This window comes from Corynebacterium urinipleomorphum (genome assembly GCF_900155535.1).
GTDB classification, from domain to species: domain Bacteria; phylum Actinomycetota; class Actinomycetes; order Mycobacteriales; family Mycobacteriaceae; genus Corynebacterium; species Corynebacterium urinipleomorphum.
Window position 1 is genome coordinate 98566 of sequence record NZ_LT706962.1, and the last position, 23899, is coordinate 122464.

Sequence of the window (23899 nt, forward strand, 5' to 3'; positions counted from 1 at the left end):
GCTGTGGAACACTGGCTTCATGGTAGAAAGCACCACTGGGCCAGTACATATTGCCGTCCGGCAGTCTACCGGAGTGATCACTCTGGACCGGCCGGAGGCGTTGAACTCCATCAACCCGGAGATCCTCTTTCCCGTCATAGAGGCGCTCGAGGAATGGAAGGAAGACGATGGGGTGGAACGCGTCGTGGTCACGTCCTCCGGGAAGCATTTCTGCGCGGGCGGCGACGTGCGCTGGGCGCGGGAGGCGGCCCTGGCAGGTAAGGGGGAGCAGGCCGACGAGTTTTTCTCGCGCGAATACGAGATGAATCTGATGATCGCGCAGTACCCCAAGCCGTACATTTCCCTTATTTCCGGTGTGGTCATGGGCGGCGGTCTCGGTCTGTCCGCGCACGGAAGCCACGTCGTGATCGCACCCGATGCGTTCTCCTCGATGCCGGAAATGAACATCGGGTTCTTCACTGATGTGGGAATGAGTCACCGGCTGCAGAATCTGCCGAAGTACCCCTCGCTGGATCTAGGAATGTTCCTCGCGTTGACCGGATACCGGATGAGCGCGGACGACATGATGGCCACCGGCTTGGCCACGCACCTCGTGGGCTCGCTCGATGGTCTCCTGGACCGCATCATCGAGGAGGGGACGGGGGTGCTCGATGAGGCGGCGATCGAACCTGGGCCGTCGGAACTGGAAAAGCTCTACCCTCTTATCGGGGGAGCGTTCTCCGCACCGTGGTCCGACATCAAGAACAACATCGATTCCAACCCGGAGCTGGCAGAGGTTGTTGAGCCGTTGATCCCGCACGCCTCCCCATCGTCGCTGGTGGCAACGGCAGAGTTGGTGCTGGCTAATTCCCGGCACGATCTGGCGGGAAGCCTCGAGAACGAGCGGCGCTACGCCAAACTCCTCCTGCGCGAGCCGGATTTCCACGAAGGTGTGCGCGCCGTGCTTGTGGACAAAACCAAGGACGCCCAGTTCCAGCCGGAGCCAGGGCCGGAGAAATACCGGGACGTACTAGACTGAGGGCCGTTTGAGCAACGCGACATGTGAAAGGACGCAGCGTGAACGCTGAAAGCCCGGTCAATCCCAACCCGCATGAGAACCCGATGGACGACTGGAACCACAAACTACACTTGGCGCAGGAGATGCTGCCGCTGATCAGCCAGCTGCACCGTGAGAACAATGTGGTCACCTCCATCTACGGGCGTCTGTTGGTGGGTATGACGGACATCGAGATCATCAAGGCGCACCGCTACGCCCGCCGCGTGGTTGCGCGCGAGCTCCCGTTGGACGCGACTCTGCCGATCCTGCGTGAGTTGACCGAGATGAACCTGGGCACCGCTTCCATCGACCTGGGCCGCCTGGCCAAGAACTATTCCCGCACCGAAGGCACGGAGCTGCGCTCCTTCCTCGAGGAAGAGCTCGCCGAGGTCATTGGTGCGGACAGCCACCGCGTCCCGCGCGATGTGATCCTGTACGGCTTCGGCCGCATTGGCCGCCTGCTTGCACGCATCCTCATCGCCCGTGAAGCTCAGTACGGCGGCGTGCGTCTGCGTGCTGTGGTGGTGCGCAAGAAGGGCGACGACGACGTGGTCAAGCGCGCCTCCCTGCTGCGCCGCGACTCGGTGCACGGCCCGTTCAACGGCACCATCACCGTGGACAAGGAGAACGAGATCATCTGGGCTAACGGCACCCCGATCCAGATGATTTACTCCGATGACCCAGCTGCCATCGACTACACCGCATACGGCATCAACGACGCGATCGTGGTGGACAACACCGGCCGTTGGCGCGACCGCGCCGGCCTGTCCCAGCACCTGCAGTCCAAGGGCGTGGCACGGGCTCTGCTCACCGCGCCGGGCAAGGGCGACGTGAAGAACATCGTTTACGGCATCAACCACGGCACCATCGACGATTCGGAGCAGGACCGCGTCCTGTCCGCGGCTTCCTGCACCACGAATGCCATTACTCCGGTGCTCAAGGTGGTCGGGGACCGCTGGGGTGTCAAGCACGGCCACGTGGAGACTGTCCACTCCTACACCAACGACCAGAACCTGGCCGACAACTTCCACAAGGGGCCGCGCCGCGGTCGCGCCGCCGGATTGAACATGGTGCTCACCGAGACCGGTGCGGCGAAGGCTGTGTCCAAGGCCCTGCCGGAATTCGAGGGCAAGCTCACCGGCAACGCCATCCGCGTTCCCACCCCGGACGTGTCTATGGCGGTGCTCAACTTGGACCTGGAGAGCGAGGTCGACCGCGAGGACGTGAATAACTACCTGCGCCGCGTGTCCACGGACTCTGACCTGCGCCAGCAGATCGACTACATCCAGTCCCCGGACATCGTGTCCACGGACTTCGTGGGCACCACCCACGCGGGCATCGTAGATGGTCTGGCCACCATCGCTTCCGGGAACCACCTGGTGCTCTACGTCTGGTACGACAACGAGTTCGGCTACTCCAACCAGGTGATCCGCATCGTTGAGGAGATCGCCGGCGTGCGCCCGAAGATTCTTCCGGTGCGCAAGGATCCGCAGGACATCCGTTAAAAGGACGGTCACGTGCTCAAACTTTCGGGCAAGGTCCAGAATTACGCCTGGGGCGACACCTCCAGCATCGCCGGTCTGCAAGGCCGCACACCCACCGGCGAACCGGAGGCGGAGATGTGGTTCGGCGCTCATCCGTCCGCGCCCTCGGGTACTGCAGAAGGGCCGCTCGACGCGGTGATCACCGCCGATCCCGAAGGCACGGTGGGCACACAGGAGACGCTGCCGTTCCTAGTGAAGTTGCTGGCTGCGGCGCAACCGCTGTCCATCCAGGCGCACCCGTCAATCGCCCAAGCGCAGGAGGGGTTCGCGCGGGAGGATGCCGCGGGGATTCCGCGGGACGCAGCGCACCGCAACTACAAGGACACCAACCACAAGCCCGAGATCCTCATCGCGCTCACTCCGTTCCGGGCGATGGCGGGGTTCCGTCCGGTGGATGAGACGGTGGCGCTTCTCGACGAACTCGATGTTCCGGAGCTTGAGCATGTCCGCGCATCGCTTATCGACGGCGACCTCCGCTCCGTCTTGTCCAGCTGGCTGGCTATGGAGGATCCGGCGCCGCTGGTGAACACTGTGCTGGACCGCGCGGCGGAACTCGACTCGGATGTGGCACGCAACCTGGTGTTCATCGGGGAAGCGTTCCCCGGGGATGTGGGAGTGCTGGCGGCGTTGCTGCTCAACCACATCAACTTGGAGCCAGGGCAGGCGCTTTTCCTGCCGGCAGGCAACATGCACGCTTACCTCGAAGGCTTCGGCGTGGAAGTCATGGCGAACTCGGACAATGTGCTCCGCGGCGGCCTGACAGAGAAGCACATCGACGTTGAAGAGCTGGAAGACATTGTCATCTTCGAGCCGATCAAGGACCCGGTTCTGGCGTCCCGCACCGCGGAACAGGGCGGGGCCGTCGTGTCCGAATTCCCGGTTCCCGTCCCGGATTTCTCGGTGACGCGGTGCACGGGGGAGGGCACTATCCCGGTCGAAGGCCCGGCTATCGTGCTGGCGGTCGCAGGGGAGGTCGAGCTTGGGGGAGAGCTGAGTCTCCGAGCGGGCGAAGCGGCGTTTGTTCCGGTCTCCGACGGTGTGGTGGCCGCGGCTTTCGGCTCCGCGGACTTGTTTATTGTGCGGCCCGGCTAATGCATTCCTCGTAGTACTCCACCAGTTTCTCGGTGGCGGCGCGCCACGACCACCGCTCGGCTTCCTGGCGGGCGGAGAGGGCCATGGTGTCGCGCAATGGAGCGTCGATAAGCAGGCCCGCGAATGCGTCTGCCCACTGTTGGGGTGTGGCGTGCTTGTCCACGAGTCTGCCTGTTTCCCCGTCCTCGATGACGAACGGGATGCCGCCGGCGCGTGCGCCCACGACGGGCACGCCGGAGGCGAACGATTCGAGCGCGACGAGGCCCAGGGTCTCCGTGAGCGAGGGGAACGCGAAGACGTCGGCGGACGCGAAGGCTTGGGCGAGGGGCGTGCCCGACATGTAGCCGGTGAAGACGGTGTAAGCGGGGTCGAAGGTCTTCTTCATCTGCTCCAGTTGCGGGCCCGCGCCGACCATGGCCAGACGTGCGCCGGGGACCTTCTCACGCATAAGCGGCATGACTTCGTTGAGCACGGCGAGGTTCTTTTCCGCGCTCATGCGGCCGACGTAGATGAGCAGCGGGGCGTCGTCTCCATCGGTGAGACGCCCCCGCATTTCAGCCGAGTAGTTGTCTGGGTGGTAGCCCACGGTGTCCACGGCTTTCGGCCACACCGCAAGGTCGCGGAAGCCGTAACCTCTCGCGGTCTCCAGCATGGGGTCGGAGGTGACCAGGTTCATCTGCGCGCGGTTGTGAAGCGCGCGGATGAGAGCCGTCGCGGGCGTTTTCACTGCGCCGATCTTGAGTGCTTCCGTGTACGCCGGAACGTCGGTGTGGAAAGAGGCGAGCAGCGGCTTCTTATGGAGCTTGGCGAGAAGAACTCCGTACCCAGCGAAGAACACCGGGTTGACGGCGTGGACGATGTCCGGGTTGAACTCCTTCAACTGCTTCGCCACTGCCGGGGTGGGTAGGCCCACCTTGATCTCCGGGTAGATGCGGTGCAAAGAGACACTCGGGGCGCGGACCACCGGGAAGCCGGCGTATGTGTCGGGGGCGTCTCCGGTGGCGAAGATCATCACCTCGTGGCCCATCTCCGCCAGCTGGTCGACAGTGCGGATGACGCGGGTGACCACGCCGTCGATTTTGGGGAGGAAGACCTCCGTGAAAATCGCGATGCGCATCTACGCGTTCTCCGGCACGCCTTCTGCCTGGTTGCGGGTCCACAAAGAGCGGGCCGGGATCTTGGTGCGGTCGACGCGGTCGGCGTACTTCTTCGCCACGTCCTCGACTTCCTGGAGCAGACCTTCGGCGAGCTTGGTCGGCTCGAGGCCCAGGCTCAGGAACGTGTCGTTGGACACGTGAAGCTCATTCTCCGCCGATTCCTTGCGCGGGTTGGGCACCAGCGCGTACTCGGTGCCGGAGATCTGTGCCACCAGCTCGGCGAGGTCACGAACGCGGTGGGTCTCCGTCATCTGGTTGAAGATCATCACACGGTCGCCCTTTGCCGGCGGGTTCTCCAGCGCGATCTGCACGCACTTGACCATGTCGCGGATGTGGATGAACGCGCGGGTCTGGCCGCCGGTGCCGTGAACGGTGAGCGGGTAGCCGATGGCGGCCTGCATGAGGAAGCGGTTGAGCACCGTGCCGTAGTCGCCGTCGTAGTCGAAGCGGTTGATCAGGCGCTCGTCGCGCTCCGTCTGCGGGGTGTGGGTGCCCCAGATGATGCCCTGGTGCAGGTCGGTGATGCGTAGCTCGTCGTTCTTGGCGTAGTAGGCGAAGAGGTTCTGGTCGAGCACCTTGGTCAGGTGGTAGACCGAGCCCGGGTTGGTGGGGTAGAGGATCTGCTGGTCCACGAGCTCTTCGCCGTTGTCCACCTTGATGTCCAGGTAGCCCTCCGGGATCTTCATTCCGGCGGTGCCGTAGCCGTACACGCCCATGGTGCCCAGGTGGACGATGTGGATGTCCAGGCCGGACTCGACAACGGCGACGAGCAGGTTGTGGGTGGCGTTGACGTTATTGTCCACGGTGTAGCGCTTGGTCACCGGGTTCTTCATGGAGTACGGGGCGGCGCGCTGCTCCGCAAAGTGGATGACCGCATCGGGCTGCTCGGTGACAATGAAGTCTTTGAGTGCTTCGTAATCCTGGGCGACATCGATGTTGCGGAAGGCGATTTCTTTCCCGGAGACCTCTTTCCAAGCGGCGATGCGCTCCTCAATTGTCGCGATCGGGGTGAGGGATTCGGCGCCCAGTTCTTTGTCGATTGCGCGGCGGGAAAGGTTGTCCACGATGGTCACGTCGTGGCCGATATCCGAAAGGTGCAGTGATGCCGGCCAACCACAGAATCCGTCGCCACCGAGAACCGCGATTTTCATTAGGTATACCTTTCTTTTTGAACGCTTCTCGGTCACGTTACCCGGCTTCGTCGGTTCGCGCCGGGTGAGTGGAAAATGGCCACAGAGCCAAGACGATCCATGTATGTTTCGGGTATGAAACAAAATGCGGGAGACATCATTGTTGTTGGCGCAGGACTGGCGGGGCTGGTTGCTGCGCATGAGGCGGTCAAAGCAGGGCGCAAGGTCGTCTTCGTCGAGCAGGAAAGCCGCGCGAACCTCGGCGGCCAGGCATTCTGGTCGCTCGGGGGCCTGTTCATGGTGGGCACCCCGGAACAGAAGCTCATGGGGGCGAAGGACTTCGAGGACCTGGCATGGGCTGACTGGGAGAACTCAGCGGATTATGACGACGAGGATTATGACCGCTGGCCGCGCGAGTGGGGCCGCGAGTACGTGCGCTTCGCGTCCAATGAGATGCACGGCTACCTGAAAGAGCTGGGCCTGCGCGTGTTGCCCACCGTCGGCTGGGCAGAGCGCGGCTCCGGTGACGCGTCCGGCCACGGCAACACAGTTCCGCGTTTCCACCTCACGTGGGGTACAGGCCCGGAAGTCGTGCGGGTTTTCCGCGAACCCGTTGAGCGCGCCGAGCAGGCGGGCCAGGTGGAGTTCAAATTCCGTCACCGCGTCGATGAGATCGTCGTAGAAGACGGCCGTGCCGTTGGAGTGAAAGGGATGAAGCTGGCTGCAGATTCTTCTGACCGCGGCGTCGCGTCGAATAGCGACGAGGTGGAGCCTTTCGAGGTGCGCGGGGCCGCAGTGGTGATCTCCACCGGCGGAATCGGCGGCAACCTGGACAAGGTCCGCCAGATGTGGCCGGAGGACCGCTGGGGGCCGTGCCCGGACGACATGGTCACCGGTGTGCCGGAGCACGTGGACGGTAGAGGCATCGATATTGCCGCTGCTGCCGGTGCCAACCTGGTCAACACCGACCGCATGTGGCACTACCCGGAGGGCATGATCAACTGGGATCCGATCTGGCCGGGCCACGGCATCCGCATCATTCCCGGTCCGAGCTCCATGTGGCTGGACGCAACGGGTAAGCGCCTGCCCACCAACTTGTTCCCGGGGTCGGACAACATCGCGGCGCTCGCACACATCGGCAGGACGGGCCACGGGTACTCATGGTTCATCCTCAACCAGCACATCGCGGACAAGGAATTCATTTTCTCGGGCTCGGAGCAGAACCCGGACCTGACTGACAAGTCTCTGAAGAAGCTGGCCGGCAAGGTCGGCCCCGGCACGCACCCGGCGGTGAAGGCTTGTCATGGACAACGGCGTCGACTGGGTCACGGCCGACACGGTCGAGGACCTCGTGCGCACAATGAACGAGCTGGGCGACATCGAGCTCGACGGCGAGCTGGTGCGCAAGCAGTTGGTGGAGCGCGACGCGCAGCTGACCAACGACTTCTCCAAGGACGCGCAGGTCAACTACATCCGCACGGCACGCAACTTCCTGGGCGACAAGCTCGTCCGCTGTGCTGAGCCGCACCGTCTCCTCGACCCGAAGAAGGGTCCGCTCATCGCAGTGAAGCTGCACGTGCTCACGCGCAAGACGCTCGGCGGCATCGAGACGGACTTGAACGGCAGGGCCTTGCTTGCCGACGGCTCCGTGTTCCCCGGCCTCTACGCCTGCGGCGAGGCCGCCGGTTTCGGCGGCGGAGGAATGCACGGAAAGAATGCCTTGGAGGGAACCTTCCTCGGCGGGTGCATTCACTCCGGCAAGCGGGTGGGGGAGAACGCAGCCCGGGAGTGATTACCGCTGCCAGTGAAGCGAAGCTGTGGCCGCCTGTCCGCGTAGGCGGTCTTTGTCCCGGTCGGGGATGAGCGAACCCCCGGTGAGCCAGACCAGGTGGGTGGCGGAGTCGGGGACGTCCGGGAGCCGCCACGGAATGGTGAGCCCCGCGGTGGCGGACGGTTCAACGATGATGCCGGAGGTCCGCTCGAGCCAGTTGACGGCGGCGAGGAAGGTGATGTCGCCGAGCGTGTGGAAGCCGCTGACCAGATGCGCCGCATGCTCCATGGCGAGCGGGGAGGGGCTCTGCACGGCGAGGCCATCGGCGATCGTGCGCCCGGGCAGACCGTAGTCGGCGCACGAGACTGACGGGTTCTCGGTGAACACGCCGAGCGTCATGCTCGGGCTGGCGGTGGGCTCGACGAAGTGGCAGGAGACTGCATCGCCGAATGCCATCTTCAGGCCGAAGGTGACGCCGCCGGGGCCGCCGCCCACGCCGCAGGGAAGGTAGACGTACAGGGGGTTGTCTTCGGTGAAGTGCTTGCCAGCGGCGGCGAACTGTTCCTTGAGACGTTCACCCGCCACCGCGTAGCCGGCGAAGAGGCCGAGGGAATTCTCGTCGTCGATGAAGAATGCGTCGTGGGAATGTTCGCGAGCTTCCGCAACGGTGTCGGTGAACAACCCTGAGTGCTCGACGACGGTGGCGCCGCGGGAGCGGAGCAGGTCCTTCTTCCATTGTTTCGCATCCACTGACATGTGGACCTCGGTGTCGAAACCGAGCAGCGGACCGACGGTGCCGATGGACAACGCGAGGTTCCCCGTGGAGGCGACGGAGAGCTTCTCGTACTGCTTTTCCTCCGCCAGCCGAAAGACTTCGTGGACTCCGCCACGGGATTTGATGGACCCGCTGATCGGCAGGGAATCGTCGCGCTTGACCCACAGCTCGCCCGGAAGATCCCGTTCCATGAGGCGGGCCACGTAGTCCTGGGTCTCCGGAACGGGTTGGATGTCGGACTCGATGACGCCATTTCCGGTTTCGGGGAAGTGTTCGGCGACCCAGGGGGCGAACCGGTCGAAGCGTGCGACGGCTTCGTCGACGGCGCGGGCGATGTCGGGGTCGAGGGCGCGTGAGTCGGGGGTCCGGGCCCAGGAGATCTCATGTTGGTGGGTGATGCCGTCGAGAAGCGACAGCGGCTGCGGAGTCGCGGGATGAGCTGGGCGGTCCCAAGGCATGGTCATGGGGATCCATTGTAGGAACCCCTCGGGTGTACAGTTACGTGGGTCACATTCGGTGTCAGGAGGGAGACAATCAATGGAAACCAAGAAGTCTCAACCGCAGCTGGTGTTCGCCACCGTTGTGGCCTTCCTCATTACCGCGGGCTGGGCAGCCAACCATTTCGCTTCCGTGCTGGTGGTCCTGCGTGAGCACCAGCACATGTCCACCCTGCTGGTCAATAGTGCCTACGGCATTTACGCGTTGGGCCTGTTCCCGTGCCTGATTGCCGGCGGACTTGTCGCTGACCGCTTCGGATCGCGCCCCGCGGTGATGGTCGGTGCCGTCGTCGCCGCGCTGGGCAACATCGCGCTCATGTTCTGGCAGGAAGTGCCTGCGGTTCTACTCATCGCCCGGTTCGTGATCGGGCTCGGCGTCGGGCTGGTGGTCAGCGCCGGCACCGCGTGGGCCGGGCGCCTTCGCGGTGCGGCGGGAACGACACTCGCCGGCATTTTCTTGACCTCCGGTTTCATGCTCGGCCCGATCGCCTCAGGCATCATCGCGCACCTGGTCAGTGCCCACAATGCGATCTATATTCCGTACATCGCGTCGATCGTGCTCTCCTTCGCAGCGGTGGCGTTCTCTTTGGTGGTCGGCGATGCCCCGAATATCCGCGAGGTCATCGTTGAGAAGGTTGAGGAGGAGCAAGGCGTTCGCGCGCCTGCTCCGGACCGTTCGGCGAAGAAGGCCTTGGCCACCGCGTTCCCGATGGGCCTGTGGGTTTTCGCGTCGATGACCAGTGCGATCGTGGTGCTCTCCGGGCGCGTGGGACAGCACTTCGAGTCCAGCGCGTTCCTGCCCGGTGTCGCGGCTGTGACGGCATTCGGCTCCGGTCTGGTCATCCAGGCGATCGGCCGCCGCTTCGAATTCGGGCCGTCCTCAGGCGTGGTCGGGGCGGTGTGCTCCGCGGTCGGCATGACCCTCGCGGCGATTGGCGGTGCGGCCCCGTCCATGCTGATGTTCGTGGTGGCGTCTGTGTTCCTCGGCCTCGCGTACGGCTTGTGCCTGCGCGAAGGTCTGCTGGATGTGGAGACGTTCAGCCCGCCGGAGAAGCGCGGCGCCGTCATCGGTGTCTACTACGTGGCCACGTACATCGGGTTCGGCTACCCGCCGCTCATCGAATGGCTGGCCGGTCATCTTGGCCCCTCCCTGCCGTATTGGGTATTGGCCGCAGGCGCGCTGTGCTCGGCCGCAATCAGAACGGTGCAGATCCGCTCGGGATACTTGAAGCGCCCGTAGCACCTACTCTGGGGGCATGACTCCTCACAGCGCAGGACCTGAAGGAACCCGGCTCATGCACCGCGACCTGAACGCGACGGACTCGGTGCCGTGGTCGGGGCCGAAGCTTGACGGCAAGGGCGGTGAGCTGATCACCACTGACCCGAACGGAACGTGCTCCACGCTGTTCCAAGCCACGAACGGCATGGTCATCGGCCTATGCACCCGCTACAAGGAAGGGGACGGCGGCCTCGAGGTCGACCGGCCTGTCGTTGTGCTCTTCGATCCGGAGACCGCTGAACCTGTGGCCACCCTTGAGATGGAGCGCCATGGTCTGCTCGGCGGTGTCTACGGCTACCTGGATGCCAGCGACCAAGTGATCATCGCTGAGGGGCATGACATCTGCACCGTCGTCCACCGTTACAACGGCGAGAAGTGGGAACTGAAGGTGGACAGCCGCACCAGGCTGACCAGCTTGCCGGAGGACGCGCAGCTTGCGGGCCTCATTCCCGACGGTGAGGGCCACACGTGGTTTATCACCCAGGACGCGACGATCGGTGTGGTGACTCCCTCTGGTGATGTGAGCATTTTGCTGGCGGAGGGCGAGGCAGTCGCCAACGGTCTTGTGGGCCGGCCGAATGGGGTGAGTGTGCTGACCACCCACGCACTCTACGAAGTGGAGCTGGACGGGGGCGAGATCAACGTTGTCTGGCGCACCGCCTACGACCGCGGGTCTGCCCGCAAGCCCGGCCAGCTCAGCTGGGGTTCCGGCACCACGCCGACGTTCTTCGGGCCAGAAGGAGCGTGGGTGGCCATCGTGGACAACGCCGACGACGCACCGAACCTGCTGGTGCTCTCCGCTGAGACCGGCGAGGAGCTTGCGCGGATGAAGGCTTTCGAGACTTCCGGGCAGGGGACGGAGAACTCGCTCATGGCCGACGGCAACACCCTATGGATCCCGTCCACGTACGGCTTCACCTACCCCGAGCAGGCGGTCAACGGCCCGTCCGTGCCCGCCGACGCGGACTTCGTGGGAGGCCTGACGCGTATCGACGCCACAGAGGACACCGACGGTGTTTCCCTTACCCGCGTCTGGGAGACGGGTGCCAGCGTGGCCACCCTGCCGATCCTGACGCGGGAGGACCGCCGCATCTGGTCGATGAGCACTGATGCCGACGACCATGTGGTGAGCTTCGCGGCCGTCGACGCAGACACCGGCGAAGAGGTATTCCGTCGTGAGATCGGGGAGAAGCCGCTCGACGACCCCGGTCAGATGACCGGCGTGATCACCCCGGGCGGCGTGTTCTGGCAGGCGACGTTCTTCCGCATGCACGTGCTGAAAGAGAAGTAGCCGCCTATTCCATCACGCCTACTCCACGATGAAAGCCACGTTCGTCGTGGTCAGCTCGTGCTCGCCGGGGCCGGCGGGGAGGGCGCGAAGCTCCGCCTGGGTCTCAGGGGAGAGCGGAATGATCCACCCCTCGTTCGGGTCGAGTGCTGGGGGACCGGCCACTCCCGCCTGAAACGTCACGGGGCGGGAGGTGGGGGAAGTGAGGCGCAAGGGGGCGTCGATAAGCGAAATGCGCTGGAACGCACCTTGGTCGACGGTGATGATGACGATGATGTCGTCCGACTCGGGGCTGATGTTCGCTGTGTGAACTGCCAGTGTGTCCGCGTGGTAGACGGTGATGCGGCCGCGTTTGCGGATGACACCGAACGCGATCGCGATGGCGGGCACCGCGATGAGCATGAAGATGATCACGAGGATCAGGATCGGCTCCCAGATGCTTGTGGCGAAGCCGAGGTCAGTGTTTTGCGCCCATGACATGGCCCAACCCTACAACGGGATGGGGCGAGGGCCGGATAATGTGTGGTGCATGAGTCAGAAAACCCCGGGGGATGTCGTCGCGCACGCCGCCGAATTCGTGCAACCCTACGGTCCCGGGGACATCGAGATGGTCGAGCCCGCCTACGCGCGGGAAGAGCCGCTGCGGCGCGGGAACCTGCTGTCGTGGAAGGCGTGGAAGCTGGTGCTCGCGCGCACCGCGATGGATTTCGGGCCTCTGGCGATCACGGACCGCGGCGCGACCATGACGTATTTCTCCGTGACCGCGTTCGCGCCGATGCTGCTGGCGTTCTATTCAACGGTGACCCTGCTGTTTCCCACCGACGAGAACGCGCTGCACGAGATGATCGGCGGGCTTATCGACGACACCGTGCCCGAAGCCCTCCGCCCTCAAGCTTTCGACTTATTCATGACCGTGGTGGGCACCCCCGCGCAGAGCACCGTCGCGCTGGTGATCTCGATTTTGGTGTCGCTGTTATCTGCGTCTGCGTATGTGCGCGCCTTCTCGCGGTCCACGAATGTCATCTACGGGCGCACGGAAGGGCGCGGCCTGCCGGTGACGTGGCTGACCATGTGGGCGATCACCCTGCTGCTGGTGCTGGGCCTCGTCGTCGTGGTCGCGGCGTTGGTGCTGCGCGAATCCATCATCGACGCGGTGCTGGGCCCCATCGCGGAGCCGCTCGGCCTGACGGGTGCGGTGAACTACCTCAACCAAATCCTGCTGCCGGTGTGGGAGTGGGCGCGGTACCCGGCAGTGGTGGTCGCGGCCGTCGTGCTGATGTCCTGCCTGTTCTATTTCGCGCCGAACGTGAAGCCGGGCCGGTTCCGCCTGCTCACTGTCGGCGCGATCTTCGCCATGCTGGTCATCGGTGCGGAGTGGCTGCTGTTCGGCTGGTACCTGTCCACTTTCGGTGTGCGCAGCGCGTACGGCGCGTTCGGGACCGTGCTCGCCGTGCTGGTGGCAATCTGGGTGATGAATATCGTCCTGCTGCTCGGCGTGAAGCTGGACGCGGAGATCCTCCGCGCGAAGGAATTGCAGGCGGGATACGATTCCGAATTCCTCATTCAATCTCCCCCGCGTTCCCAAGACGCTGTTCTGTGGCAACGTAAAGTGCAAGTGTGGCTACATCGTCTCGCCGAGGACGTGAAGGCTGAGACTGAGCCGGAACACAAAAAATAGTTTCGTACCCCTAAAGTGGTGAACCATGATTGACGCACGCGATACCGCCCTGGTGATTGAGGGGGGCGGAACACGCAATTCGTACACTGCCCCCGCGATTATGAAGCTCATCGAGGAAGATGTGCGTTTCGGCTGGGTCGGGGGAGTGTCGGCCGGTGCTATCCACGCCATCAACTTCCTGTCCGGCGACGCGCGGCGCACCGAGGAAGCGTTCACGACATTCATGGGCCACCCGAAGATCGGTGGGTTGCGGTCGCTGGCTCTCGGCCGCGGTCTGATGAACGCGGAGTTCATGTTCCAGGACCGCGGCGGCGAACTGCCGTTCAACCTCGAGGCGTTTCTCGCCAACGAGACTCCGATCCACATCGAAGCTGTCCGCGCCGACACAGGCGAGTCCGTGGCGTGGAATAACGCCGACCTTAAGGACGAGGACACGATCAACGTGGTCATGCGCGCCTCCTCCACGATGCCGATGCTCATGCCCATGGCGCACATCGACGGCGTGCCGTACGTTGACGGCGCCCTCGGCGACGACGGCGGATTGCTGGTCAGCGCCGCGGAGAACGCCGGCTTCACCAAACTCCTCGTCCTGGCCACCAAACCGCGGGACTATGTCCGTGAACCCGTGAACCGCCCGGCGATGATCCGCCGTATGTTCCCGAAGTACCCGGAGGTGGCTCGCCGCACCATCGAACGCCCCGACCACTACAACAAGGCCAAGGCGCGTATCGACGAACTGGCGAGTAAAGGCCACGCCTACGTCTTCTACCCGGAGCAGATGATGGTGGAGAACGCTGAGTTCAAAGTGCCCAAGCTGCAGAAGAACTTCGCCGCGGGCAAGGAGCAGTTCGACCGCGAATGGGATGCGGTCAAGGAGTTCTTGGAGAGCTAGCCGGGACAGGTGGTCTTTTACCCCTTACAATCGTCCGCATGATTGACGCCACCGACACCGCTCTCGTTGTTGAAGGTGGCGGCATGCGCAACTCCTACACCGCCCCAGCGATCGTCCGGTTCATTGAGGAGGACGTGCGTTTTGGATGGGTAGGGGGCGTTTCCGCCGGTGCGGCGCACACGGTGAATTACGTGTCGCGCGATGCGCACCGTGCGCGGGAATCGTTCACGAACTTCGTGGCGCACGAGAAATTCGGCGGCTGGATGTCACTTGCCCGGGGCACGGGCTATTTCAACGCGGAGTTCATTTACGAGGGCTCGAATGACATTCTCCCGTTCGATTGGGAGACCTTCGACGCCAACCGCGACACCGAGGTGCACATCGAGGCCGTGCGCGCTGACACCGGCCACACGGTCACCTGGAACCGCAAAGATCTGCTTTCCACCGAGCTCATCGGCCAAGTCACGCGTGCATCGTCGACCCTGCCGAAAGTCATGCCCATGGGCAGCATCGACGGCATTCCGTACGTCGACGGTGCGCTGGGAATATCGGGGGGCTTGCTTATCGACGCCGCCCTGAACGCCGGCTTCTCTAAATTCCTAGTGCTGGCCACAAAGGAACGGGACTATGTGCGTCCCGCCAACACCCGCCCGATGGCCACCCGCCGACTGTTCACCAAACATCCGGCCGTTGCTGAAGCGTTGATCGCCCGCCCGCCGCGGTATAACGCCTCCAAGGACAAGATTCTTCAGCTGGAGAAGGAAGGCCGGGCCAAAGTCTTGTTCCCGGAGCACATGAGCGTGGACGCGTCTGAGCGCAACGTGACCAAGCTCAACGCCAACTATCTGCTCGGCAAAGCCCAAATGGAGCGTGAATGGAACGGGTGGGTGGAGTTCTTGTCCGCGTAGCCTGGCGGGCATGGCACTCATTGATCCACGAACCAAGTACCCGTCTGAATTCCCCAGCGAGCCGCGCCAGGACAATCCCGGCCAAGACGTCGAGATGGATACTGAGCCGGATCTCGGCCTCGACTCATACAAAGGAAGCGGCAAGCTGGAGGGCCGCCGCGCACTGATCACCGGCGGTGATTCCGGCATCGGCGCCGCTACCGCTATCGCCTTCGCCCGCGAGGGCGCCGACGTGGCTATCGCCTACCTTCCCGAGGAACAGGAGGACGCGGAGCGCATCATCGCCGCCATTGAGAAGGAAGGCCGAACGGCAGTGGCGATCCCCGGCGACCTGACTGAGCTGGATAACTGCGTTGCCGCCGTAGAGAAGACCGTCTCCGGTCTCGGCGGCATCGACATCCTGGTCAACAACGCGTCCCGCCAGGTCTGGAACGACGGCGTTCTCAACATCTCCGACGAGGACTTCGACGCGACGATGAAGACCAATATCTACTCGGCATTCCGCATCACCAAGGAAGCCGTCAAGCACATGGAGCCCGGCTCCTCCATCATCTTCTCCACCTCCATTCAGGCGTACCAGCCGTCGAAGGAGCTGCTGGACTACGCCATCACCAAGGCCGCGTTCAACAACTTCGCTAAAGGGCTGTCGGAGGAACTTCTTCCGTCCAGGGGCATCCGCGTCAACGCAGTCGCACCGGGCCCGATCTGGACAGTGATTCAGCCGGCGGAAGGCCAGCCGAAGGAGGTCGTGGACGAGTTCGGCCAGGGCTCGAAGATGGGCCGCCCCGGCCAGCCGGCAGAGCTGGCAGGCGCCTACGTCTTCCTCGCCTCCGAGGACGCGTCCTACATCTCAGGCGAGACGCTCGCTGTGACCGGTGGCGCGCTGACGCCGTAGGCCCCGTGCGGTGCTTCGCTTGCATGAATGAAAACAAGAACCAGCATTGATGCTGGTTGTACCCTCCTGAGGCATGAAACACGCGTCAAAAATCGCCGCAGCGTTACTCGTTGCCGGGGCAGTAGCCAGTGGGGCGGCATCTGCCCACGCCGGGACCCAAGCAGCTCCGACCGGAACCCGGTTGATGCACCGCGACATTGAATCATCGGATGCGGTGCCATGGGCAGGGCCGAATGCGGCTGGTGAACTGAAATGGTCGGCGCCGCTGGGCACGTGTTCCACGACATTCCAAGCCTCTGACGGCATGGTGCTCGGCCTGTGCACGAAGTACGTGGGCACGGAGCAAAAGCACAAGAATCCACTCGGATTGGACACCGTCGTGCCGTCGGTGGTTTTGTTCGATCCCGATACTGCGCAGCCGCTGGCCACCCTCGAGTTGAAGAAGACTTCTTTGCTCGGCGGAGTGTACGGCTACCTCGATGAGCACGACAAGGTCGTCATCGCCGAGGGGGCTGACGTGCTCAATGTCGGCCATCGGTTTGAGAACGGGAAGTGGCGCCTGAGCGTCGATAAGCGCGTGTCCCTTGGGCTACCAGCTGGAGCGTCGCTCGGCGGTCTCGCTCCTGACGGGGCGGGGCGCGCGTGGTTTGTCACGAAGAATGCGACGATCGGTGTGATCGACGGCGGGCGAATTTCCACGTTGCCCCTGTCTAAGGCACCGGGCGGGGAGACCATTGCGAACGGTCTGACTGGGCGACCGAACGGCATGAGCGTGCTCACCAGTCATTCCCTGAACGAGGTCGAATACTCCGGGGGAAAGATCACCCTGAAATGGCGGCGGGATTATGACCGTGGATCGGCCCGCAAACCGGGCCAGCTGTCGTGGGGATCCGGAACCACGCCGACGGTGTTCGGTCCGAATGGCAAGTGGGAAGCGATCGTGGATAACGCGGACGGATCCCCGAACCTCATCGTTGTTGATGCCCAGACTGGTAAAGACGTGTGCGTCATGCCAGCGTTCACGACGGGCGGGCCGGGCACCGAGAACTCCCTGATGGCCAGCGGGAATTCGTTGTGGATCCCGTCGAGCTACGGGTTCACCTATCCGCCTTTGGCGGTGGAGGGGAAGGCTAGTCCCGCGTTGGCACCGTTCACCGGTGGACTAGCCCGGATCGATGTGGTGCCTACCGAGAACGGCGTGGCGTGTGAGCGTCGCTGGGAAAAACCCCGCAAAATTGAGACTCTGCCAATCTTGACGGAGCAGGACCGCACAATCTGGTCGCTCAGCACCGACCCCTCGCGGTTGCGTGTGGACCTCGTCGGGGTGAGCGCCGATACCGGTGATGAGGTTGCCCGGCGTCAGGTGGGCACACTTCCCGTGGACATGCCGTTGCAGCTCACCGGCATGATCACCCCGGACGGCGCTTACTGGCAGGGCACCGCGACGAGGATGCTGCGGTTGAAGTAGTCGCGCCTAGTCGGCGACGAGGGGCTCCATCGTGAGCTCGGGGTGCTCCTTTTCAATGAAGGCGAGCTTCCACTTGTCGCCGAACAGGGCGATGAGCTCGCCGTCGGTGCGGGTGAAGATTTCCACACCGCGCTGGCGGCTGAGCTCCGGGACGGATTCAGGGTCGGTGCGGCGGGCCACCGAGTAGGGGATCGGCTCGGTGACGGTCTCCACGTTGTACTCGTTTTCCATGCGTGCCTGCATGACTTCGAACTGCATGGGGCCGACAGCGGCCATGACGGGGGCGGCGTCGCCGCGGGCGTCGTTACGCAGGATCTGCACAACGCCCTCTGCGTCTAGCTGCTCGAGCGCTTTGCGGAACTGCTTGTACTTGCCCAGAGACTGCGCGCGCAGCGTACGGAAGTGCTCCGGCGCGAACTGCGGCATCGGCGGGAACTGCACCTTCTTGCCGGAGTAGATGGTGTCGCCCGGCGCGAGCGCACCTGCGTTGACAAGTCCGATGATGTCGCCGGGGAACGCGGTTTCCACGGTGTCGCGGTTGCGGCCGAAGACGGTCAGGGCGTACTTGGTGGAGAAGCTGCGGCCCGACTGCGCGTGGGTGACCTGCATGCCACGGTCGAATTCGCCGGAGACCACGCGCATGAATGCGAGGGTGTCGCGGTGGTTCTTGTCCATGCCGGCTTGGACCTTGAACACCACCCCGGAGAATTCGTCACCGACCTCGCGCTCGGCATCCATCGCAGAGGTGGATGCCTCGATCGCCTTCGGGTCGGACTCGCGGCCTTCCGGTGCCGGCGCGATGGCGCACAGGGTGTCCAGGATCTGGTGGACGCCGAAGTTGAGCATCGCGGAGGCGAAGATCAAGGGCGAGGTCACGCACTGCTCGAAGAGTTCCTGGTTGTGCACCGCACCGTCGGCGGCGAGCAGTTCAGCCTCCTCGACGGCGGTCTCCCAGGCATCCTCTTCGCGTTCAAGGGCCTCGGCCGGGGTGTACTCCTCCTCCGGGGCGATGGTGGATCCGCCGGCAGTGCGGATGAAGTGGATGTACTGGTCCGCCTCACCGTCCTCGTTCACGTGAGCTAGGCCGCGGAAGTCACCCGCTTCGCCCACCGGCCAGTAGAGCGGGGTGGGCTGGAGGTCGATCTCGGTCACGATTTCGTCGACAAGCTCGAGCGGCTCGCGGCCGACGCGGTCCCATTTGTTGATCACGGTGACAATCGGCAGCCCGCGCGCCTTGCACACGCGGAACAGCTTGAGGGTCTGTGGCTCGAGGCCCTTCGCGGCGTCGATCAGCATGACCGCGGCGTCCACGGCGGAAAGCACGCGGTAGGTGTCCTCGGAGAAGTCCGCGTGACCCGGGGTGTCCACCAGGTTGATCACGTAGGGCTCCGTTTGTCCCCTTTGCCGGGCTTCGTCCGGCAAATACTCGAACTGCAGCGCCGACGACGCGATGGAAATGCCGCGGTCTTTCTCCATTTCCATCCAGTCGGACACCGTCGACTTGCGGTTGCCCTTTCCGTGCACCGCGCCGGCCTCCGAGATGATGTGCGCGTGCAGTGCCAGCGCCTCCGTCAACGTCGACTTACCGGCGTCGGGGTGGGCGATGACTGCGAACGTGCGGCGGCGTGCGGCCTCGGAAACGGTGCTCATGACCTGTAGAGGGTAGTCGCTTCAACAGGTGGAGGGCTAACCGTTGCCGTTGGCCGCACCTAGGGAAGTGTCTCGGCGAAAAGCGCCTGGTCAATAGCGATCCCGACGGCCGCGCCTGCGCCTGTCGCCTGCGATACCTGGTCGGGAGAACTGATCACGTTCCCGGCTGCCCAGAGACCCGGCTGTGATGTCAGGCCGCGTTCTGTGCGGACCCATCCGTCGACGACATCGCATCCAGCTCCGCGGAGCAACTCATCGTTCGGTTCGAAGCGCGGGCCGGTGAAGCAGGATTCGAAGGGGAGCTGAAGGTTTCGGGTCCGAACTACTACTCCGCCTCCCTCGACTGGACCGACTTCGAGGACTTGTTCGTCAACGATTGCGATCCCAAGAGCTTGGAAAAGGGCGCATTCTTGGCTGGGGAGCTCGAGGCCATTGGGAAAGAATGTCACCGCATCCGCCCATTTTGTGAGGAGTTTGGTGATGTTGAATGTGAAGCCAGGGTTCTCTCCTCCGATCACGGCGAGGTTCGTTCCCTTCACCTCGTATCCATGGCAGTAGGGGCAGTGGAAGACGCGGGAGCCCCACAGTTCGGGAAGACCGTGAACGGCAGGCAAGACGTCGGTGATGCCGGTGGCGACGAGGACATGAGGAGAATCAATGTCTCTACCGTCGGCGAGGGAGACGGACCAGCGGCATCCGTCGCGGCGTGATTCCTTCAGCGTTTCAGCAGGGTTCTGCACGATCGTTCCGCCGAAGGACTCGAATTCAGCATGGCCTCTGCGTAGCAGTTCAATCGGATTCACTGAATCCCATCCGAGGATCCCGTGGGCGTGCTCGCTGAAGCGGTTGCGCGGCTTGCCGTCGTCGACAAGCACAACAGATCGGTTCGCTCGTGCGAGCGTGATCGCGGCGGCAGTTCCAGCGAATCCTCCGCCGATGATGGTGACATCCGTTCGCAAGCTCTGACTCCTTGGAATGCAGCTGGCAGGTCCGTGCGTTGTAGACGTTAGTTGCTCGAGCTCCACGCCAAAAGAGGGCCAATGGCCCTGATTAGAGTGGGGCCGAGAAGTAAGAACCGCACACAGAGAGAAAGGGATCGAACATGAAGATCGGCGTGATCGTCGGATCCATCCGTAAGGGACGCACCGCAGAGAAGGTCGCGGAGTGGATGAAAGAGAACATCGGGGAGCGCGAGGGCGCCGAGTACGAGTTCATCGACCTGGCCGACTTCGAGCTTCCGCTTTACGACGGCGCTGGGCTCCCCATGCTCATGAACAAGCAGTACGACGACGATGAGGTGACCCGCTGGTCCCAGGCAATCGACGCCTGCGACGGCTACATCTTCATCACCCCGGAGTACAACCACTCCGTGCCGGCGGCCCTGAAGAACGCCGTGGACACCTTGGGTCCGGAGTGGGTGGGCAAGCCCATCGCATTTGTCGGCTACGGCGGTGTCGGGGCGATCCGCGCGATCGAGCACTGGCGCCAGATCGCCGCGAACTTCCACATGCACGACATCCGCGAGCAGCTCGGATTCATCCAGGCGATGGAGATGCGCGACGGCTTCAACCCGATGCCGCACCGGGCCAAGGAACTCGCCGCGCTGTGCGATCGGCTTGAGGAGCTGACAGGCAAGCTGCGCGGCTAATTACCGTGCGTGGATCTCGTTCTGTGCGCGCTGGAGGCCGTGTGTGACCACGAGGCGGGCGGCCTCGGCGGCGGTGGCGATCTGTGTGCCGAGGCCCTCGCTGTCGACGGGGCCGAGCACCCACTCCGGGACAGGCATGCCCGTTGGCGGGCGGCCGATGCCGATGCGCACGCGGATGTAGTCCCGTGTGCCCAAGTGCTCGGTCAGGGACTTCAGGCCGTTGTGGCCGTTCTCGTTCCCGCCCTGCTTGATGCGGACTTTCCCGGCGGGCAGGTCCAGCTCGTCGTGGAGCACGATGATGCGCTCAGGGGGAATGCCGAGTTTTTCCGCCACCGGTGCGATGCCCTCGGCACTGGTGTTCATGTAGGTGGTGGAGCGCACCGCGAAAGCAGTCGTGTCCGGGACCGGTGCTCCCTGGGCCTTGAAGCCGGGGAGGGGGTGCAGGGGAGCGTCGATAAGCTCGTCCTGCGCCATGTAACCCACGTTGTGGCGGGTTGCCGCGTATTTCGCGCCGGGGTTGCCCAGGCCGACGATGAGCCAATCGGCGCTGCCGGCATCGAGGTCGAAGGACTCCCGTTTCGGGTTGAACAGGGCGCGTAGTTTGTCGAACACGCGGCCCAGTCTAAGTGAGCGTTCCGATAGAGTGGCCATCATGCCGCCTGAACTTCCCGCCCGTTTGCCCCGCGTCATCGCTGCCCCCATGGCGGGCGGTCCGAGCACCCCGGAGCTGGTCAATGCCGTCGGGTTCGGCTTCCTCGCGTGGGGGACCTGCACCCTCGACCACGCGCGCGACGAGCTTTCGCGTGTCGACGAGCCCTTCGGCATCAACCTCTTCTACCCGCAGCGCCACGAGCCGCGCCGGGAGGACCTGGAGGCGATTGCCGCTGAGCTGGGCGCGGATATTCCCGAGCCGGACTACACCTTCGGCTTCCACGAGAAGCTGGACCTCGCGCTTGCGGACGGCCGCGCGTCGATCATTTCGTGCACGTTCGGCTGCTTCACGGCCGAGGAATTCCGTCGGATCCACGACACCGGCATTCAGGCGTGGGTGACGGTGACGAACGAGGTCGACGCGCTCAAAGCCGCCGAGCTCGGCGCCGACGGTCTCATCGTCCAAGGTCCGGGGGCGGGCGGGCACCGCTCGACGTGGACCATCAAGGAAGAGCCGGACACACGGCCGCTGGAAAGGCTTCTCGACGGCGTGTTCCGCCACGTCAACCTTCCGCTCATCGCCGCCGGCGGTGCGCGCACAGCCGAGGATGTGGAGCGGTTGATCGAGTGGGGAGCGTCCTCTGTCGCCTGCGGTAGTGCGTTCCTGCTTGCCCGCGAAGCCGGCACGAGCGAAGCGAATCGCGCCCTGCTTCGGGCGGGCGGGGAGACTGTCTCTACCCGCGCGTTCTCCGGCCGCTACGCCCGCGGAGTGGAGACCCGGTTCACCCGCGAGCACCCCGATCTTCCGCCGCTGTACCCGCAGCTGAACGCCATGCAGAAGCCGCTGCGTAACGACCCCGACTATGCCTACTGCCTCGTCGGGGAGAACTTCGCCGGCACACTACAGGAAGGGTCCGCCGCGGAGATCGAGGCGACACTCCTCGGGCAGTGACCGGCGGGGCCTACAGGGAGGTGAGGAGCTCGTCGGCGGCGTCGGCAAGCATGATAGGCAATTCCGCAGCCTCTTGTTTGCCGAATGGCTTGAGCACGAAATCGGCGGGGGCCTGGCGCCCCGGCGGACGGCCGATGCCGACGGCGAGGCGGTTGTAATTCGGAGTGCCCAGGGACTTGGTCACGGACTTCAGTCCGTTATGGCCGTGGTCCCCGCCGCCGAGGCGGAGCTTGATTTGGCCGAAGTCGAGGTCCAGCTCGTCGTAGATGACGTAGATATTCTCCGGCGGGATACCGTAGTAGCTGGCCAGCGCCTTGACCGGTCCACCGGAGACGTTCATGAACCCGCGGGTGCGCGCAAGGATTGTCTGCCGTCCAGACAGCCGTCCGGCGGTGAGTTCGGCGACCTCCGTGTTCGTCTTCTTGTGCACGCTCAACTGCGCCGGCATCGGGGAGACGCGGTCGAGGAGCTCCTCAATCACCATCGCTCCCGCATTGTGGCGGGTCTGGGCGTAGATCGTGCCCGGGTTGCCCAGGCCGACGATGAGGACGGGTGCGGAAGATTCAGCCATGCCGTCAAGCATAAAGAGAAAACGGCCGGCACTCCCCGTCGTGGGGAAAACCGGCCGTTTGTTTGCGAAGGGGTGATTCCCTTTTAGCGAGGTTTTACTCCTCTGAGTCGCCCTCAGCGTCGCCCTCGGACTCGCCAGCCTCATCCTCGGAATCGGCGCCAGCCTCAGCGCCGCCTTCCTCAGCGTCCTCAGCAGCAGCCTCGAGCTCTTCGTCGACCTGCTCGAAGGTGACGTTGATAGCCAGGTACTCCGGATCGGTGATGAGCTCTGCGCCCTCCGGCAGCGGCAGGTCGCCGGCGAAGATCTGGTCGCCGATCTCCTTGCCCTCGATGGACACGGTGATCTCGTCCGGAATGTTCAGAGCGTCGACCTCGATCTCCACAACGTCGATCTCCTGCAGGACGACAGCGTCGTCGGCTGCCTCGCCCTCGTAGACGACCGGGACCTCGACGGTGACCTTCTCGCCGCGCTTGACGCCGAAGAGGTCGATGTGGTCGATGTTCAGGGTCAGGACATTCTGGTCGACGTGTTTGACCATGGCCAGGTTCTTGTCGCCCTCGACCTCGAGCTCGAGAATGGCGTTGGTGCCGTCGTTGCGCACCAGAGCGGTGATCTCCAGGATGTCCACGTGGAAGTGGATGTTGTCCTCGCCGTTGCTGTACAGGACGCCCGGGACGCGGCCCGCTGCGCGCAGGCGGCGTGCGGAGCCCTTGCCGAACTCGTCGCGCTTCTCAGCCTGAATGACCGGGAACTTGGAAGCCATGATGGTTCTCCTTCTACATGTTGCTTATCGGGGTTAAGCCACAGAAAGAGCCTGCGGCCACTTGTGCTCGTCGAGTGACCGCAGGCTTTTTGGGAGAAAAGTCTGTGATGTTTCATCGCGTCGATAACGGCCCTGCTTGCTGGTTCGACCATGCAAGTGGGGTCCCTCGCCGAGACCTGCAAAACATTAACAGATTTGGGGTGGGGTGACCAAACCTGTGCTGACGTTCGTTGCAGGTCGCCCGGCGCGTGAAA

21 protein-coding genes and 1 pseudogene are annotated in these 23899 nt (G+C 64.0%); 13 read left to right on the forward strand and 9 right to left on the reverse strand.

Going from position 1 to position 23899, the window contains the following annotated elements; all coding sequences use genetic code 11:
* Nucleotides 1-19 precede the first annotated feature (19 nt).
* The 3 genes from CZ338_RS01165 (at nt 20) to manA (ending at nt 3672) form a co-directional block, all read left to right on the forward strand.
* On the forward strand, nt 20-1018 hold the full coding sequence (locus tag CZ338_RS01165; RefSeq protein WP_087116339.1) for a 3-hydroxyisobutyryl-CoA hydrolase: 999 nt from the start codon (nt 20-22) through the stop codon (nt 1016-1018).
* A gap of 83 nt (nt 1019-1101) precedes the next feature.
* On the forward strand, nt 1102-2541 hold the full coding sequence (locus CZ338_RS01170; protein WP_087116763.1) for a glyceraldehyde-3-phosphate dehydrogenase: 1440 nt from the start codon (nt 1102-1104) through the stop codon (nt 2539-2541).
* A gap of 12 nt (nt 2542-2553) precedes the next feature.
* A complete protein-coding gene (manA, locus tag CZ338_RS01175) occupies nt 2554-3672 on the forward strand; it encodes a mannose-6-phosphate isomerase, class I (protein WP_087116340.1) in 1119 nt (372 codons plus the stop codon).
* Here manA and CZ338_RS01180 read toward each other — a convergent pair.
* Together CZ338_RS01180 and CZ338_RS01185 are read right to left on the reverse strand one after the other, a co-directional pair.
* A complete protein-coding gene (locus CZ338_RS01180) occupies nt 3653-4789 on the reverse strand; it encodes a glycosyltransferase family 4 protein (protein ID WP_087116341.1) in 1137 nt (378 codons plus the stop codon). The genes manA and CZ338_RS01180 overlap by 20 nt on opposite strands.
* A complete protein-coding gene (locus CZ338_RS01185) occupies nt 4790-5980 on the reverse strand; it encodes an NAD-dependent epimerase/dehydratase family protein (RefSeq protein ID WP_087116343.1) in 1191 nt (396 codons plus the stop codon).
* A 114-nt stretch (nt 5981-6094) separates the two neighbouring features.
* Here CZ338_RS01185 and CZ338_RS01190 point away from each other — a divergent pair.
* Nucleotides 6095-7751: pseudogene (locus CZ338_RS01190) on the forward strand (FAD-binding dehydrogenase).
* Here the strand turns inward: CZ338_RS01190 and CZ338_RS01195 are convergent.
* The gene (locus CZ338_RS01195; protein ID WP_087116345.1) at nt 7752-8969 is read right to left on the reverse strand and encodes a D-serine ammonia-lyase; all 1218 of its coding nucleotides are present in this window, start codon (nt 8967-8969) and stop codon (nt 7752-7754) included.
* A 73-nt stretch (nt 8970-9042) separates the two neighbouring features.
* On the opposite strand from CZ338_RS01195, the gene CZ338_RS01200 reads away from it, so the two are divergent.
* Nucleotides 9043-10242, forward strand: a complete 1200-nt coding sequence (locus CZ338_RS01200) for an MFS transporter (protein ID WP_087116347.1) — start codon at nt 9043-9045, stop codon at nt 10240-10242.
* 16 nt (nt 10243-10258) lie between these two features.
* The gene (locus CZ338_RS01205; protein WP_087116349.1) at nt 10259-11572 is read left to right on the forward strand and encodes a hypothetical protein; all 1314 of its coding nucleotides are present in this window, start codon (nt 10259-10261) and stop codon (nt 11570-11572) included.
* Nucleotides 11573-11590: 18 nt separating this feature from the next.
* On the opposite strand, the gene CZ338_RS01210 is transcribed toward CZ338_RS01205, so the two are convergent.
* Nucleotides 11591-12049, reverse strand: coding sequence for a hypothetical protein (locus CZ338_RS01210; protein WP_087116351.1), 459 nt, complete (start codon nt 12047-12049; stop codon nt 11591-11593).
* 49 nt (nt 12050-12098) lie between these two features.
* Here CZ338_RS01210 and CZ338_RS01215 point away from each other — a divergent pair, with 49 nt between their 5' ends.
* From CZ338_RS01215 to CZ338_RS01235, 5 genes are all read left to right on the forward strand, one after another.
* The gene (locus CZ338_RS01215; protein WP_087116353.1) at nt 12099-13247 is read left to right on the forward strand and encodes a YihY/virulence factor BrkB family protein; all 1149 of its coding nucleotides are present in this window, start codon (nt 12099-12101) and stop codon (nt 13245-13247) included.
* A 25-nt stretch (nt 13248-13272) separates the two neighbouring features.
* A complete protein-coding gene (locus CZ338_RS01220) occupies nt 13273-14139 on the forward strand; it encodes a patatin-like phospholipase family protein (RefSeq protein ID WP_087116355.1) in 867 nt (288 codons plus the stop codon).
* A gap of 38 nt (nt 14140-14177) precedes the next feature.
* The gene (locus CZ338_RS01225; RefSeq protein WP_087116357.1) at nt 14178-15047 is read left to right on the forward strand and encodes a patatin-like phospholipase family protein; all 870 of its coding nucleotides are present in this window, start codon (nt 14178-14180) and stop codon (nt 15045-15047) included.
* 10 nt (nt 15048-15057) lie between these two features.
* On the forward strand, nt 15058-15942 hold the full coding sequence (locus tag CZ338_RS01230; protein WP_087116359.1) for an SDR family oxidoreductase: 885 nt from the start codon (nt 15058-15060) through the stop codon (nt 15940-15942).
* A 73-nt stretch (nt 15943-16015) separates the two neighbouring features.
* Complete coding sequence (locus CZ338_RS01235; RefSeq protein WP_087116361.1) at nt 16016-17410, forward strand: hypothetical protein; 1395 nt, start codon at nt 16016-16018, stop codon at nt 17408-17410.
* Between the two features lie 6 nt (nt 17411-17416).
* On the opposite strand, the gene CZ338_RS01240 is transcribed toward CZ338_RS01235, so the two are convergent.
* Together CZ338_RS01240 and CZ338_RS01245 are read right to left on the reverse strand one after the other, a co-directional pair.
* Nucleotides 17417-19060 carry a peptide chain release factor 3 gene (locus tag CZ338_RS01240; RefSeq protein ID WP_087116363.1) on the reverse strand — a complete coding sequence of 548 codons (1644 nt, stop codon included), beginning with the start codon at nt 19058-19060 and terminating at the stop codon, nt 17417-17419.
* A 59-nt stretch (nt 19061-19119) separates the two neighbouring features.
* A complete protein-coding gene (locus tag CZ338_RS01245) occupies nt 19120-20019 on the reverse strand; it encodes an NAD(P)/FAD-dependent oxidoreductase (RefSeq protein ID WP_087116365.1) in 900 nt (299 codons plus the stop codon).
* 143 nt (nt 20020-20162) lie between these two features.
* Here CZ338_RS01245 and CZ338_RS01250 point away from each other — a divergent pair, with 143 nt between their 5' ends.
* Nucleotides 20163-20708 carry an NADPH-dependent FMN reductase gene (locus tag CZ338_RS01250; protein ID WP_087116367.1) on the forward strand — a complete coding sequence of 182 codons (546 nt, stop codon included), beginning with the start codon at nt 20163-20165 and terminating at the stop codon, nt 20706-20708.
* Here CZ338_RS01250 and pth (CZ338_RS01255) read toward each other — a convergent pair whose 3' ends face one another.
* Nucleotides 20709-21359, reverse strand: coding sequence for an aminoacyl-tRNA hydrolase (pth, locus tag CZ338_RS01255; RefSeq protein WP_087116369.1), 651 nt, complete (start codon nt 21357-21359; stop codon nt 20709-20711).
* A 1-nt stretch (nt 21360) separates the two neighbouring features.
* Between pth (CZ338_RS01255) and CZ338_RS01260 the strand changes: the two genes are divergently transcribed.
* Nucleotides 21361-22311 carry an NAD(P)H-dependent flavin oxidoreductase gene (locus tag CZ338_RS01260; protein WP_087116764.1) on the forward strand — a complete coding sequence of 317 codons (951 nt, stop codon included), beginning with the start codon at nt 21361-21363 and terminating at the stop codon, nt 22309-22311.
* Nucleotides 22312-22321: 10 nt separating this feature from the next.
* On the opposite strand, the gene pth (CZ338_RS01265) is transcribed toward CZ338_RS01260, so the two are convergent.
* Complete coding sequence (gene pth / locus CZ338_RS01265) at nt 22322-22882, reverse strand: aminoacyl-tRNA hydrolase (protein WP_087116765.1); 561 nt, start codon at nt 22880-22882, stop codon at nt 22322-22324.
* Between the two features lie 94 nt (nt 22883-22976).
* On the reverse strand, nt 22977-23645 hold the full coding sequence (locus tag CZ338_RS01270) for a 50S ribosomal protein L25/general stress protein Ctc (RefSeq protein WP_087116370.1): 669 nt from the start codon (nt 23643-23645) through the stop codon (nt 22977-22979).
* Nucleotides 23646-23899 lie beyond the last annotated feature (254 nt).